This is a genomic window from Pseudomonas zanjanensis (assembly GCF_014268745.2).
Lineage (GTDB): Bacteria > Pseudomonadota > Gammaproteobacteria > Pseudomonadales > Pseudomonadaceae > Aquipseudomonas > Aquipseudomonas zanjanensis.
In genome coordinates, this window is sequence record NZ_JABWRB020000001.1 from 2961131 (window position 1) to 2974514 (window position 13384).

General features: G+C 63.6%; 12 protein-coding genes. 7 read left to right on the forward strand and 5 right to left on the reverse strand.

The features are described 5' to 3' along the window. Positions 1 to 3: 3 nt before the first annotated feature. Complete coding sequence (gene lpdA, locus HU715_RS12290; RefSeq protein ID WP_186706152.1) at positions 4 to 1386, forward strand: dihydrolipoyl dehydrogenase; 1383 nt, start codon at positions 4 to 6, stop codon at positions 1384 to 1386. Between the two features lie 281 nt (positions 1387 to 1667). Further along, positions 1668 to 2687, forward strand: coding sequence for a branched-chain amino acid aminotransferase (locus HU715_RS12295; RefSeq protein WP_186706271.1), 1020 nt, complete (start codon positions 1668 to 1670; stop codon positions 2685 to 2687). A gap of 218 nt (positions 2688 to 2905) precedes the next feature. Here the strand turns inward: HU715_RS12295 and HU715_RS12300 are convergent, their stop codons facing one another. After that, complete coding sequence (locus HU715_RS12300; RefSeq protein ID WP_186706151.1) at positions 2906 to 3835, reverse strand: DMT family transporter; 930 nt, start codon at positions 3833 to 3835, stop codon at positions 2906 to 2908. 113 nt (positions 3836 to 3948) lie between these two features. Here HU715_RS12300 and HU715_RS12305 point away from each other — a divergent pair, with 113 nt between their 5' ends. Then, entirely contained in the window at positions 3949 to 4743 is a 795-nt protein-coding gene (locus HU715_RS12305; RefSeq protein WP_186706150.1) for an AraC family transcriptional regulator, read from the forward strand. A gap of 616 nt (positions 4744 to 5359) precedes the next feature. On the opposite strand, the gene HU715_RS12310 is transcribed toward HU715_RS12305, so the two are convergent. Beyond that, positions 5360 to 6115 (reverse strand): ArsR/SmtB family transcription factor, encoded by a 756-nt coding sequence (locus HU715_RS12310; protein WP_186706149.1) that lies wholly within the window; start codon positions 6113 to 6115, stop codon positions 5360 to 5362. Between the two features lie 82 nt (positions 6116 to 6197). On the opposite strand from HU715_RS12310, the gene HU715_RS12315 reads away from it, so the two are divergent. After that, positions 6198 to 7319, forward strand: a complete 1122-nt coding sequence (locus HU715_RS12315; RefSeq protein ID WP_186706148.1) for a cytochrome P450 — start codon at positions 6198 to 6200, stop codon at positions 7317 to 7319. Between the two features lie 15 nt (positions 7320 to 7334). On the opposite strand, the gene HU715_RS12320 is transcribed toward HU715_RS12315, so the two are convergent. Beyond that, a complete protein-coding gene (locus HU715_RS12320) occupies positions 7335 to 7676 on the reverse strand; it encodes an FKBP-type peptidyl-prolyl cis-trans isomerase (RefSeq protein WP_092254046.1) in 342 nt (113 codons plus the stop codon). A 144-nt stretch (positions 7677 to 7820) separates the two neighbouring features. Between HU715_RS12320 and HU715_RS12325 the strand changes: the two genes are divergently transcribed. Both HU715_RS12325 and HU715_RS12330 read left to right on the forward strand, forming a co-directional pair. Continuing rightward, the gene (locus tag HU715_RS12325) at positions 7821 to 8882 is read left to right on the forward strand and encodes a M4 family metallopeptidase (RefSeq protein WP_186706147.1); all 1062 of its coding nucleotides are present in this window, start codon (positions 7821 to 7823) and stop codon (positions 8880 to 8882) included. After that, on the forward strand, positions 8882 to 9205 hold the full coding sequence (locus HU715_RS12330; RefSeq protein ID WP_053122893.1) for a protealysin inhibitor emfourin: 324 nt from the start codon (positions 8882 to 8884) through the stop codon (positions 9203 to 9205). The genes HU715_RS12325 and HU715_RS12330 overlap by 1 nt, the downstream gene beginning before the upstream one ends. On the opposite strand, the gene HU715_RS12335 is transcribed toward HU715_RS12330, so the two are convergent. After that, entirely contained in the window at positions 9202 to 9510 is a 309-nt protein-coding gene (locus HU715_RS12335; RefSeq protein WP_186706146.1) for an RcnB family protein, read from the reverse strand. The two genes, HU715_RS12330 and HU715_RS12335, sit on opposite strands and share 4 nt — an antisense overlap. 280 nt (positions 9511 to 9790) lie before the next feature. Here HU715_RS12335 and HU715_RS12340 point away from each other — a divergent pair, with 280 nt between their 5' ends. Next, positions 9791 to 10891, forward strand: a complete 1101-nt coding sequence (locus HU715_RS12340; protein ID WP_186706145.1) for a DNA alkylation repair protein — start codon at positions 9791 to 9793, stop codon at positions 10889 to 10891. Positions 10892 to 10898: 7 nt separating this feature from the next. Here the strand turns inward: HU715_RS12340 and HU715_RS12345 are convergent, their stop codons facing one another. After that, a complete protein-coding gene (locus tag HU715_RS12345) occupies positions 10899 to 12977 on the reverse strand; it encodes a putative bifunctional diguanylate cyclase/phosphodiesterase (RefSeq protein WP_186706144.1) in 2079 nt (692 codons plus the stop codon). Positions 12978 to 13384 lie beyond the last annotated feature (407 nt).

Sequence of the window (13384 nt, forward strand, 5' to 3'; positions counted from 1 at the left end):
GCCATGCAAACTCTGAACACCAAGCTGCTGATCATCGGCGGCGGCCCGGGCGGTTACGTAGCGGCGATTCGCGCCGGCCAACTGGGCATTGAAACGATCCTGGTGGAAGGCCAGTCACTGGGCGGTACCTGCCTGAATATCGGCTGCATCCCGTCCAAGGCGTTGATCCATGTGGCCGAGCAGTTCCACCAGACCCGGCATCACAGCCAGGGCTCAGCCTTGGGCATCACGGTTTCGGCGCCAACGCTGGACATCGGCAAAAGCGTGGAATGGAAGGACGGTATCGTCGATCGCCTGACCACCGGCGTCGCCGCGTTGCTGAAGAAGCACAAGGTCCAGGTCATGCACGGCTGGGCCAAGGTCATCGATGGCAAGACCGTCGAAGTCGGCGACACCCGCATCCAGTGCGAACACTTGCTGCTGGCCACCGGTTCGAAAAGCGTCAACCTGCCGATGCTGCCGTTAGGTGGACCGATCATCTCGTCCACCGAAGCCCTCGCCCCCACCTCGGTGCCCAAGCACCTGGTGGTGGTCGGCGGTGGCTACATCGGCCTGGAGCTGGGCATCGCCTATCGCAAGCTCGGCGCCGAGGTCAGCGTGGTCGAGGCCCAGGAGCGCATCCTCCCGGCCTACGACGGCGAGCTGACGCAACCGGTGCACGAGGCGCTCAAGCAATTGGGCGTGAAGTTGTACCTCAAGCACAGCGTTGAAGGTTTCGACGCCCAGGCCAGCACCTTGCAAGTGCGAGATCCCAATGGCGACACGTTGAACCTGGACACCGACCGGGTGCTGGTGGCGGTTGGGCGCAAACCCAACACCCAGGGCTGGAACCTCGAAGCGCTGAACCTGGCGATGAACGGTGCGGCGGTGAAGATCGACAGCCGTTGCCAGACCAGCATGCGCAATGTCTGGGCCATCGGCGACTTGAGCGGCGAACCGATGCTCGCCCACCGGGCCATGGCCCAGGGCGAGATGGTCGCCGAGCTGATCGCCGGCCAGCACCGGGAATTCAACCCGACGGCCATCGCGGCGGTGTGCTTTACCGACCCGGAACTGGTCGTGGTGGGCAAGACGCCGGACGAGGCCAAGGCTGCCGGTCTGGATTGCATCGTGTCGAGCTTCCCGTTCGCCGCCAACGGCCGGGCCATGACTCTGGAATCGAAAAGCGGTTTCGTCCGCGTCGTGGCGCGCCGGGACAATCACTTGATCGTCGGCTGGCAAGCGGTTGGCGTGGGCGTGTCGGAGCTGTCCACCGCATTCGGCCAATCCTTGGAAATGGGTGCGCGCCTGGAGGACATCGCCGGCACCATCCATGCCCATCCAACCCTGGGCGAGGCCGTGCAGGAAGCGGCGTTGCGGGCGTTGGGGCATGCGTTGCATCTGTAGGCTTGCGCTGCACCCGTGGCGAGGGAGCTTGCTCCCGCTGGGCTGCGAAGCGGCCCTAATCCAAGCGACGGGATTATCCAGTCACACCGCGTTCACCGGGATACGACTGCTTCGCAGCCGAGCGGGAGCAAGCTCCCTCGCCACGGGGAGTCGGCAGCAAATATCTCCTGCTCCTCATCGCGCAGGCTGCGAAACACCCCCGGAATGAAGTATTGTTGTCCCCATTCAAAACGTCAGAAGCCTTGAACCGTTTCGACGGTTGTCAGGAAATAGAGGGTGTCATGGGTAACGAGAGCATCAATTGGGACAAACTGGGCTTTGACTACATCAAGACCGACAAGCGCTACCTGTCGCACTGGCGCGATGGCGCCTGGGACACAGGCACCCTGACCGAAGACAACGTGCTGCACATCAGCGAAGGCTCCACTGCCCTGCACTACGGTCAGCAGTGCTTCGAAGGCCTGAAGGCCTATCGTTGCAAGGACGGTTCGATCAACCTGTTCCGCCCGGACCAGAACGCCGCCCGCATGCAACGCAGCTGCGCCCGCCTGCTGATGCCGCACGTAGACACCGAGCAGTTCGTCGAAGCCTGCAAGCAAGTGGTCCGCGCCAACGAGCGCTTCATCCCGCCGTATGGCACCGGCGGCGCGCTGTACCTGCGCCCGTTCGTGATCGGCGTGGGTGACAACATCGGCGTGCGCACCGCACCCGAGTTCATCTTCTCGATCTTCTGCATCCCGGTCGGCGCCTACTTCAAGGGCGGCCTGACCCCGCACAACTTCCTGATCTCCAGCTTCGACCGTGCCGCCCCGCAAGGCACCGGTGCGGCCAAGGTCGGTGGCAACTACGCCGCCAGCCTGATGCCCGGCTCCCAAGCCAAGAAGGCCAGTTTCGCCGACTGCATCTACCTGGATCCGCTGACCCACTCGAAAATCGAGGAAGTCGGCTCGGCCAACTTCTTCGGCATCACCCACGACAACAAATTCATCACCCCCAACTCCCCTTCGGTCCTGCCGGGCATCACCCGCCTGTCGCTGATCGAACTGGCCAAATCGCGCCTGGGCCTGGAAGTGATCGAAGGCGACGTGTTCATCGACAAGCTGGCGGACTTCAAGGAAGCCGGCGCCTGCGGTACCGCTGCGGTGATCACGCCGATTGGCGGCATCAGCTACAAGGACAAGCTGCACGTGTTCCACAGCGAAACCGAAGTCGGCCCGATCACCCAGAAGCTCTACAAAGAGCTGACCGGCGTGCAGACCGGCGACGTGGAAGCGCCGGCGGGTTGGATCGTCAAGGTTTGAGCCAAGCCCCCTAGGGACTTGAGGGCTTTTTTGTGGCGAGGGGATTTATCCCCGCTCGAGTGCGAAGCGCTCGCATGATTTGCGGCGCCCCCGAATACTTGGGGGTTGCTGCGCAACCCAGCGGGGATAAATCCCCTCGCCACAGAGATTGCGCGACCTCAATAAAAAGCCCGCTCCTGCTTCAGCAGGGGTGGGCTTTTTTTTTACACTTCGCTCAGTTAATCGCGCCGTAAAACCGGCCATCGCCCCCAACGCTGGCGAAACCATCCGTAACCACTGACCAGCAAGATCCCGCCGAGCACCATCACCGCGCCAACGATAAAGTTCGGCTCCAGCGGCTCATCCAGCAACCAGACGCCAAATCCGACGCCGTACAGCGGCGTCATGAACGACAGCACCCCCAGTTGCGAAGCCAGGTAACGGCGTAGCAGGGAGAACCAGACCAGGAAACTGGCGAAGGACACCAGCAACACCTGGAACGCCATACTGGCGATGAGTTGCGGCGTGGGATTGATCGTCGTTTGTCCCAGCACCGCCGACATTCCGATCAACAGCACCCCGGCGCCCACCAATTGATACAGCAGCGTCTGGCTGGCCGGTACGTCGGTCAACCGCGAACAACGAACCGTCACCGTGGTTGCGCCCCACAGCGCACCCGCCAGCAAGCCCATGCCATCGCCAAGCAATGAGCTACCGTTCGCTGCACCCGAGCCGCCACTGAAGGCCACCACGACCCCGCCGAATGCAACGGCGATGCCCAACCATTGCGCCGGTTTGAGACGCTCGCTCGGCAGTTTCCAGTGCAAGCCGAGGGCGGCGAACATCGGTGCGGTGTAGAGGAAAATCACCATGTGCGAAGCCGTCGTATGGCGCAGGCCTTCGCCCACCAATACGAACTCCAAGGCAAACAACAACCCCACCAGCAGGCCGGGGCGCCAACTGCCATCGGCCAGGGACAGACGCTCACCGCGGGCCAGCACCAACAGCCAGACCAGTACCGCGGCGATGGCCGAGCGCACGCCCAGTTGCAGCATCGGCGCCATGTCGACGGCACCGGCCTTGATCGCGACTTGCTGGAAACCCCAGATGGCACAGAGGCCGGTCATCAGGGCGCAGACCTGGCCATCCAGGGCACGGCGGGTGGTCATGGGAAAGGTCCTTTGGGCAGAAATAACAGATGAAAGGATTGTCTGCCTGACACCTTTGCTGGATATAGTGATTACCCGACAAGCCATCCCGGTAATCCGCCATTGCGGTCGATATGCAGCCTCCAGCCCAACACCTGAAGATTCCTCCGTTCGACGCGGCCCTGCCCTCGCCGATTTTCTTCCGCAGCGCCTGCATGCCGGCCCACGCCACTTACCCGCGGCACCGGCATGCCTGGGGTGAGTTCGTCTATTCCTACAGTGGGGTGATGGAAATCGAGATCGCCCAGCACCATTACCTGGCGCCACCGCAGTACGGCATCTGGCTGCCGCCGGACATGGAACACGTGGGCTTCAATCGGCATGAGGCCTGCCATTGTTCGCTGTACCTGGCGGCTGAACTGTGCGCTGCGCTGCCGGCGGTACCCTGCGCGCTGACCTTGAGCCCACTGATCCGCGCGTTGCTGGAAGAGCTGCGCAGCGACCCACCGAGCCAACCGCAGACGCCCGAGCAGCAGCGCTTGTTGCAGGTGCTGGTGGACAAGCTGACGCAAGCGCCCCATGTCGGCAGTTACTTGCCTTTCTCCGATGACCCACTGCTGGGGCCCGTATTGCGGGCCCTGGAGGCGAACCCCAGCGACCCGCGTTCCTTGCCGCAACTGGCCCGCGCCGCCAACACCACCGAGCGCACACTGATGCGCCGGGCCCAACGGGACCTGGGCATGTCCTTGGTGGAATGGCGCCAGCGCCTGAAAGTCATCGAGGCCCTGGCCCTGCTCGAACGCGGCCAGAGCGTGGAAACCATCGGCCTGGACCTGGGCTACAGCAGCGCCTCGGCATTCATCAGCATGTTCCGCAAAATGATGGGCACCACGCCGGATGAATATCGGCGCAGGCACATGGCTGGATGACGAGGGTGGTGCTGGAATGGCTATCGCGAGCAGGCTCGCTCCCACAGGGGATTTGGGGTCGTCATGGGTCTTGTGTTCAGCGCAGATCCACTGTGGGAGCGAGCCTGCTCGCGAAAGCGGTGGGTCAGTTTGCATGGAGGGTGGATGTGAAGGCCCCTTCGCGGGCAAGCCCGCTCCCACAGGGATCTTGGGTGGTCAGGGGACTTGTGTTCAGCGCAGGTCCACTGTGGGAGCGAGCCTGCTCGCGAAAGCGGTGGGTCAGTTTGCATGGAGGTTGGATGTAAAGGCCCCTTCGCGAGCAGGCTCGCTCCCACAGGGGATTTGGGGGTGGCCATGAGTCTTGTGTTCAGCGCAGGTCCATTGTGGGAGCGGGCTTGCTCGCGAAAGCGGTGGGTCAGTTTGCATGGAGGGTGGATGTGAAGGCCCCTTCGCGAGCAAGCCCGCTCCCACAGGGATCTTGGGTGGTCAGGGGTCTTGTGTTCAGCGCAGATCCACTGTGGGAGCGAGCCTGCTCGCGAAAGCGGTGGATCAGCTTGCATGGAGGGTGGATGTGAAGGCCCCTTCGCGAGCAGGCTCGCTCCCACAGGGGATTTGGGGGTGGTCAGGGGTCTTGTGTTCAGCGCAGGTCCACTGTGGGAGGGGGCTTGCTCGCGAAAGCGCCAGTGGGTTTGGCGTCGATTTCGGCATTGATCCCAAACCGCGACACCATCTCCCTGCGACCACTGGCCGTCACTCCCAGCGCCCGGCTGTCCAAATCCTGGATCACCCATTTGCGCTTGATCGCCACTTGCAGCAACGCCGCGCCCAAGGCTCCCCCCAGGTGCGGGCGGCGCATGCTCCAGTCCAGGCAGGGGCAGGCGAATCGGCGGCGTTGCGTGGCCAGGCGCTGGACATCGATACCCAATCCGTCGAACAGCGCCTCGCCGGATTCACTCAGTCGATAACCCTCGCCCTCCACCTCCACCAACCACCCCATCTCGAGCATGCGATCGTGCAGGCGCACCGCCAAGGTGCCGGCCATGTGGTCGTAGCAGGTGCGGGCAAATTGCAGGCGATCCGGCGTGCGCGGCGTGAAGGTCGGCGCGGCGCTCTGGCCGATCACCATCAGCGCCTCCAGTGCCTGGGCCACGCGCGGGTCCGCCAAACTGTAATAACGATGCCGCCCCTGGACATGCAGGCGCACCAGGGCCATCTGCTTGAGTTTCGCCAGATGGGCGCTGGCGGTTGAAGCGCTGACCTCGGCGATGCTCGCCAACTCGGTACTGGTGCGGGCATGGCCGTCCATCAGCGCACAGAGCATTCGGGTGCGGGCCGGCTCGGCGATGGCCGCGGCCACGTGGGACACACCCAGATCATGCTGTTCTGCGTTCATATTTCGCTCCCTGACGAATCAAGCCATGCATCGACTGGAGATAGTAGCAACACTTTCTTCCTCACGAACAAGGCAGCGCTTCATGGACCCGATCACCGCCGCGACGCATCCCGACCCTTACCCTTTCTACGCCACCCTGCGCGCCGCCGGCGGTCTGGCCTTCGACCCCGGGCTGAACCTGTGGATCGCCAGCAGCGCCGAGGCAGTGTGTGCAGTCTTGCATCATCCCGATTGCCACGTGCGCCCGGCCCACGAGCCCGTGCCCAAGGCCATCGCCGGGGGGCCGGCCGGCCGCGTGTTCGGCCACCTGATGCGCATGAACGAAGGTGAACGCCAGCGGTGCCCGAGGGCAGTGATTGCGCCGGGGTTGCAGGACATCGCCCCCCGACAGGTCGAAGCACGGGTCAGGGCCCGCTTGCTCCAGGACGGCGCCGAAGGCCTGCATCAGGCCCAGTTCATCGGGCCGGTCAGCGTGGTCGCGGCGTTGCTGGGTTTCAACCCGACGGACAGTCACCTGATCAGCGAATTGACAGGGAGCTTCGTCGCCTGCCTGTCGCCCCTGAGCCAGGCGCCGCAACTGGACGCGGCGCACCGGGCCAGCGAGCAACTGGCCAGGTTGTTCGAGGAACGGATCGAGGCGCAGGACACCCCTTTGTTGACGCACATTGATCAAGGCTTCGAAAACACGGCGCCGGACAGCAAGATCGCCAACCTGATCGGCCTGCTCTCGCAAACCTACGAAGCCACGGCTGGCCTGATCGGCAACGCGCTGCTGGCGCTGATCGGCGACCCGGCGTTGCGCCAGGCACTGCGGGACGATCCGGCACAACTCGGCCCGTTGCTGGCCGAAGTCCTGCGTTTCGACCCGCCCGTGCAGAACACCCGCCGCTTCGTCGTCGCCCCTTGCGAAATCCTCGGCAGCGCCTTGAACCCCGGCGAAACGATCCTGGTGCTGCTGGCCTCGGCCAACCGCGACCCGCAGCTCAACCCACGACCGGACACGCTGTTGCTCGACCGACCGAACCGCCGCAGTTTCAGCTTCGGCAGCGGGCGTCATGAATGTCCAGGCCAAACCCTGGCCATGGGCATCGCCCACGCCACCCTGGCGGTACTTCTGGAAAGCGAACCCGGATTGGAGCAGTTGACCTGGCGCTACCGTCCCTCGGTCAACGGACGCATCCCAGTGTTCAGCGAGCGATCCTGACCCGCTCCACGCCCCTCAATCGTCCCGGGTCAGGACTTCCAGCAACTCGATTTCGAAAATGAGGTTGGCATTGGGCTTGATATGGGCGCCCATGGACCGCTCACCGTAGGCCAGGTGCGCCGGCACCAGCAGCTTGCGCTTGCCACCGACCTGCATGCCCATCAGGCCCAGGTCCCAGCCCTTGATGACACGGCCGGTGCCGATCACGCATTGGAAAGGTTTGCCGCGACTGTAGGACGAATCGAATTCAGTGCCGTCTTCAAGGGTGCCGCGGTATTGGGTGGTGATCAGCGCACCTTTGACTACGCTTTTGCCGTCGCCCTGTTGCAGGTCGATGATTTGCAGTTCTTCATTCATGGCGTATCCCTCGTGTGATCCTGGCGCGGGGTTTTCGCAGAAATCAGGGCCCATGGCAAACGTTGTCTGCCATGGCCACGGAACCGCAACGGCCTCTTCGGTTCACATGGGTATCGACCCTGCATTTCAGATAAGGATTTTCTGATGATCGACTCTCGCCCGCTCCACGGTTTCATTCCGCCGTACATCCTCAATCGCATCATTGCCCATGGCTCCGAGCAGCAACGCTCCAGCGCCCTCGGCACCTTGACCCACGTGCGCAACCTGCGGCACAACCCTGGACCGCCCAGCCACCCGCCCGTCGCGGCCGCGCTGCCCAAGCCCGGCAAGGCCGGACACCCGCAACGCAGCGTGCACGACGCCCAGAACCGCATGGAACTGCCCGGCCAGCCGGTACGCCTGGAAGGCCAGCCGGCCAGTGGCGACCCGGCCGTGGACGAAGCCTACGATGCCCTCGGCGCCACCTATGATTTTTTCTGGAAGGTCCTGGGGCGCGACTCCATCGACAACAAAGGCTTCGCCCTGGTGGGCAGCGTGCATTATGGCCAGGGCTATGAAAACGCCTTCTGGAACGGCGCGCAGATGGTATTCGGCGACGGCGATGGCGAAATCTTCCAGCGCTTCACCCGCTCCCTCGACGTGGTGGCCCACGAACTGGCCCATGGCGTCACCGAAAGCGAAGCCGGGTTGATCTACGCCAACCAGTCCGGTGCGCTGAACGAATCCATCTCCGACGTGTTCGGTGTGCTGGTCAAGCAGTTCGTGCTCGAACAGACCGCCGACCAGGCCGACTGGCTGATCGGCGCCGACCTGCTCACCGACAAGATCAACGGCGACGGCCTGCGCAGCATGTCCAACCCCGGCACCGCCTACGACGACCCGTTGCTGGGCAAGGACCCACAACCGGCGCACATGCGCGAGTTCGTGATCACCCGTGAAGACAACGGTGGCGTGCACATCAACTCGGGCATTCCCAACCGGGCCTTTTATCTGGCGGCGACCACGCTGGGCGGATTTGCCTGGGAAAAGGCCGGCCGGATCTGGTATGAAACCTTGTGCGACCGAAGACTGGCCAATGACGCGTCCTTCAGCGCCTTCGCCCGCCTGACTGTCGAGCACGCCCGCCAGCGCTTCGGCACGCGGGAAGTGCAAGCGGTGCAGAACGGCTGGGCCCAGGTCGGCGTCGACCTGACACAGGAGAACTGATGAAAACCCTTCCAGACCTCGACGACAAGGCCGTGGTACGGCTGTCGCGCCAGGGCGGCGTGGCCGCCATCCATGCGCTGACCCGGCCACGGGAAATCGAGTTCGCCCAGTGCGACCTCGACCAGCGCACCCGCATCTGCTCGGTCCTGGAGGGCTGCCTGCCGCTGACCTCCTCCACGCCCGGGCGCGGGGACCAGCGATTTTTCCAGATCGAGGTGCGTTATCGCGCCAACGATCAGGACGACGAGATGGTGCTGCAGGTGCCCGAGGACCGGGCACCTGGCGAGTTGGTGCATTTGTGGGACAAAGGCGAAGTGCTTTAACGGGTGGCCGGAACGATCTTGACGATGGCACCGGACACGGTTTCGATCAGCAAGTACTTGTCGTCGATCTGCACCCATTGCTGGTCGTTTGTCGGCTGCTCGAGTTCCTTCTGCTTCCAGTCTTTCACGGCCCTGTCCGCACGCTGGTAGTCCGCCGGTACCCGGTCGTTCTCCACCAACCTGCGGCCATTGCTCGGCGAATGCTCCAGGGCGTCACCGGTTTTCTCGACCGCTTGCGCGACAGGCCCAAAGGCGGTGAGGCCGGCGATCAGGAACAGGCTGGCGATCAGGGTGGGTTGGCGCATAGAAAAACTCCAAATTATTCAAAAGACTAGAATCTGGGACTGCGCGGGCGGCGAATCATTCCGTTTACTGTTGCTTCTGAAGGCCCCCTTCCCCTGTGGCGAGGGAGCTTGCTCCCGCTGGGTTGCGCAGCGACCCCAATCCAGGCAACGCGTTCGTCCAGTGATACCGCATTCACCGGGTTTGCGACTGCTGCGCAGTCGAGCGGGAGCAAGCTCCCTCGCCACGGTTGTGCATGGCATAGTGGCAAGCCTGAACGACAACCCGCCGGACGGACCCACCATGAGCACCACCACCTCTTCCCCTGCCCTCAAGGAAATCTTCAACAACGCCCGCCTGGAGCACATCGCCGGCGAAATGCGCCGGGTGTACCCTGCCTTCGACGCCAAGGCGTTCTTGCACATGGCCAACGATGGGCTGGCCGATTTGTCGGTGATGCAGCGCATGGCCCGGGTCAGTGAGTGCCTGCACGCGGTGCTGCCCCTCGATTACGAGGCGTCGCTGGAGGTGCTGCGCGCCCTGGCCCCGCGCCTGAACAGCATGTTCGTCAGCATGTTCCTGCCGCACTATGTGGCGTCCTACGGCCGGCAGCACTTCGACGTGTCGTTGGACGCGCTCAAGTATTTCACCCGGTTCGGTTCGTCGGAGTTCGCCGTGCGCCACTTTCTGCGCGATGACCTGGAACGCACCCTCAAAGTCATGCACGACTGGGCGCTGGACGCCAACGAGCACGTGCGCCGCCTCGCCAGCGAAGGCAGCCGGCCCCGCCTGCCGTGGTCGTTTCACCTGGAGCCGATCCAGGCCAACCCCGACCTTGCCGCCGCGATCCTCGACACGCTCAAGGCCGACGACAGCCTTTATGTGCGCAAATCCGTGGCCAACCACCTCAACGATGTCACCAAGCAGCATCCCGACTGGGTGCTGGACCAGATCGAAGGCTGGCCACTGCACGACCGTCACACGGCGTGGATCGCCCGGCATGCGCTGCGTAGCTTGATCAAGCAAGGCAACCCCAGGGCCCTGGGGGTGATCGGTGCCGGCGGCAAGGCGCAGGTCCAGGTGTTGGATTTGCAGGTGACGCCAGCGGTGATTCGCCTGGGGGAGCAGGTCACGCTGTCCTTCACCGTGCAATCAACCCTCGAACAGAGCCAGCGCCTGGTGATCGACTACGCCATCGACTACGTGAAGGCCTCGGGCGGCACCTCGGCGAAGGTCTTCAAGCTCAAGACCTTCGACCTGCCCGCCCAAGGTCTCGTCAACCTCAGCCGTTCCCAATACATTCGCGAGCTGACCACCCGCAAACACTACGCGGGCCGGCATGCCGTTCACCTGCTGGTCAACGGCGAGCGACTGGGTAGCACGGCGTTCGATATCGTTCCCTGAGGGCGTCTCAGACCACCGCCAGGCGTTTGGCCTGGCGAATCTCCTGCAGGAAACGCTCGGCCGGCAGCGGATGGCCCAACAGGTAACCTTGCAGCGAATCGCAGCCCAGCTGGGTCAGGAAGTCTTGCTGCACATCGGTCTCCACGCCTTCGGCGACGATCCGCAGGCCCAGCGCCTGGCCGAGGGCGACGATGGCCGAGACGATGGCCGCGTCATCGCTGTCGTGCTCCAGGTCACGCACGAAGCCGCGGTCGATCTTCAGCTCGTTGGCCGGCAGGCGCTTGAGGTACATCAGGCTCGAATAGCCGGTGCCAAAGTCGTCGATGGACAGATCCACGCCCATGTCAGACAGCTGTTGCAGCACCGTCATGCTTGCGTCCGCATCGCTCATGGCGGTGGTTTCGGTGATTTCCAGGGTCAGGCTGTTGGCCGCCAGCTTATGCGTTTCCAACGCCTTGGCCACGCTCTGGACCAAACCGGTGTGGCAGAACTGCAAGGCCGAGAGGTTCACCGCGATGCGCCAGTCGGTATAACCGAGCACGTACCATTCGCGCATCTGCCGACAGGCCTCGTTCAAGACCCATTCGCCGATGGGGATGATCAAGCCGGTCTTTTCCGCCAGGTCGATGAACGTGTCGGGCATCAACAGGCCCTGGGTCGGGTGGGTCCAGCGCAACAAAGCCTCGGCCCCGACCGGACGGCCATTGGCCGCATCGAACTTGGGCTGGTAATGCAGGCTGAACTGCCGCTGTTCGACAGCCGTGCGCAGATCTTGCAGCAACTGCAATTGCTTGCGGGCGTTGCTGTTCATCGAGGCGTCGAAAAAGCTGTAGCCGTTCTTGCCGGCGCCCTTGGCGTGATACATCGCCGCGTCGGCGTTCATCAACAGCTCTTCGGCGCTCTGGCCATTGCCAGGGTAAACGGCGATGCCGACGCTGGCGGAGATCTGCAAGTCATGGTCAGCCACCCGGAACGTGCGCCCGATCAAGCCGACCTGACGGGCTGCCAGGCGCAGGGCATCGTCGGGCTCGGCCAGTTGCACCAATAGCACGAACTCGTCACCGCCGATCCGCGCCAGGGTGTCCTGGCTGCGCAGGTCTTCGCGCAGGCGCAGGGCCACGTCCCGCAGCAACAGATCGCCCATGTGGTGACCAAAGGCGTCGTTGACTGGCTTGAAACCGTCGAGGTCGATGAACATCAAGGCGAAGCAACCGCCCTGCTCTTGCACCCGATGCATGGCCTGGTCGATCCGATCGGCCAGCAGCACACGGTTGGGCAGTCCGGTGAGGGGGTCGTGCAGGGCCAACTGGGTCAGTTCCCGGTTGGCCTGGGTCAGGGACTGGGCCAGCTCGGCGGTGCGGGCTTCCAGGCGCGCATCGAGAATCGAGGTCAGCAGGGCAATGGCCAACACCGCCAGGGTGGTGATCAATACCAGATTGTCCAGGCCCTTGCCGCTCAAGCCATCCAGCGAGCCGCAAAAGCTGCCCTCGCTGAAGCGCGCCCCTGCCATGCCGGTGTAGTGCATGCCAACGATGGCGATGCCCATGATCACCGCGGCGCCCGCCCGGGCCAGACGCACGTGGGGGGTGTTCTGGCGCAGGCGAAAGGCAATCCACAGCGCCGCGGCAGACGCGCCGACGGCAATCACCAACGAAGCGGTGAACAGCGTCGGGTCGTAATCGATGCCCGGCTGCATCCGCAGCGCGGCCATGCCGGTGTAATGCATGGCGCTGATTCCGGCGCCCATGATCAGCGCACCGAAAGCCAACTGCCACGCCGGCAATCGCGGCTGGCTGACCAGCCACAAGGCAAACCCGCTGGAAAGAATCGCGGTCAGCAACGACAGCGCGGTGATCGGTACGTCGTAGCCAAGCTCGATCGGCAAGGTGAACGCCAGCATGCCGATGAAGTGCATGGACCAGATGCCCACCCCCATCGCCAGCGCGCCCCCGGTCATCCACAAATGCGCGGCGCGCCCCTTGGCGGTCGCGATCCGCCCGGCCAAATCCAGCGCGGTGTAGGAAGCCAGCACGGCAACAAACAAGGAAATCGAAACAAGGGCGGGGGAATAACTGCCGATGAGCATGGTTTTTTCTCGTAACAGGAGAACCGGACGGCTTCCATGCCCGGTGGGGCCGGCGATTGTACTGAATCGTGGCTGGGACGCACGAACCAAATGTCAAAAAGCCATCAAACCTGGAATATTTTCGACGAAAGACACTACCGGCAGCAGGGTGAATATTTTTTTGGGGAGCCATCGCGATCTGCTCACCGCAGATGGCCTGTGGGAGCGGGCTTGCTCGCGAAGGCGGTGGATCAGCTTGCAGGGATGTGGGATGTGCCGGCCTCTTCGCGAGCAAGCCCGCTCCCACAAGGTTAACCGGCTAGCCATCGGCCATGCGTCCACCGCAAATCCATTGTGGGAGCGAGCCTGCTCGCGATGGCGGTGGGCCAGCTTGCAGGGATGTTGGATGTGCTGGCCTCTTCGCGAGC

What these genes read in the sequence shown, in the direction of transcription:
- HU715_RS12300 (WP_186706151.1), bottom strand. Translation starts at nt 3,835, where the DNA reads ATGACCACCCGCCGTGCCCTGGATGGCCAGGTCTGCGCCCTGATGACC.
- HU715_RS12295 (WP_186706271.1), top strand. Translation starts at nt 1,668, where the DNA reads ATGGGTAACGAGAGCATCAATTGGGACAAACTGGGCTTTGACTACATC.
- HU715_RS12305 (WP_186706150.1), top strand. Translation starts at nt 3,949, where the DNA reads ATGCAGCCTCCAGCCCAACACCTGAAGATTCCTCCGTTCGACGCGGCC.
- HU715_RS12340 (WP_186706145.1), top strand. Translation starts at nt 9,791, where the DNA reads ATGAGCACCACCACCTCTTCCCCTGCCCTCAAGGAAATCTTCAACAAC.
- lpdA (WP_186706152.1), top strand. Translation starts at nt 4, where the DNA reads ATGCAAACTCTGAACACCAAGCTGCTGATCATCGGCGGCGGCCCGGGC.
- HU715_RS12325 (WP_186706147.1), top strand. Translation starts at nt 7,821, where the DNA reads ATGATCGACTCTCGCCCGCTCCACGGTTTCATTCCGCCGTACATCCTC.
- HU715_RS12345 (WP_186706144.1), bottom strand. Translation starts at nt 12,977, where the DNA reads ATGCTCATCGGCAGTTATTCCCCCGCCCTTGTTTCGATTTCCTTGTTT.
- HU715_RS12335 (WP_186706146.1), bottom strand. Translation starts at nt 9,510, where the DNA reads ATGCGCCAACCCACCCTGATCGCCAGCCTGTTCCTGATCGCCGGCCTC.
- HU715_RS12320 (WP_092254046.1), bottom strand. Translation starts at nt 7,676, where the DNA reads ATGAATGAAGAACTGCAAATCATCGACCTGCAACAGGGCGACGGCAAA.
- HU715_RS12310 (WP_186706149.1), bottom strand. Translation starts at nt 6,115, where the DNA reads ATGAACGCAGAACAGCATGATCTGGGTGTGTCCCACGTGGCCGCGGCC.
- HU715_RS12315 (WP_186706148.1), top strand. Translation starts at nt 6,198, where the DNA reads ATGGACCCGATCACCGCCGCGACGCATCCCGACCCTTACCCTTTCTAC.
- HU715_RS12330 (WP_053122893.1), top strand. Translation starts at nt 8,882, where the DNA reads ATGAAAACCCTTCCAGACCTCGACGACAAGGCCGTGGTACGGCTGTCG.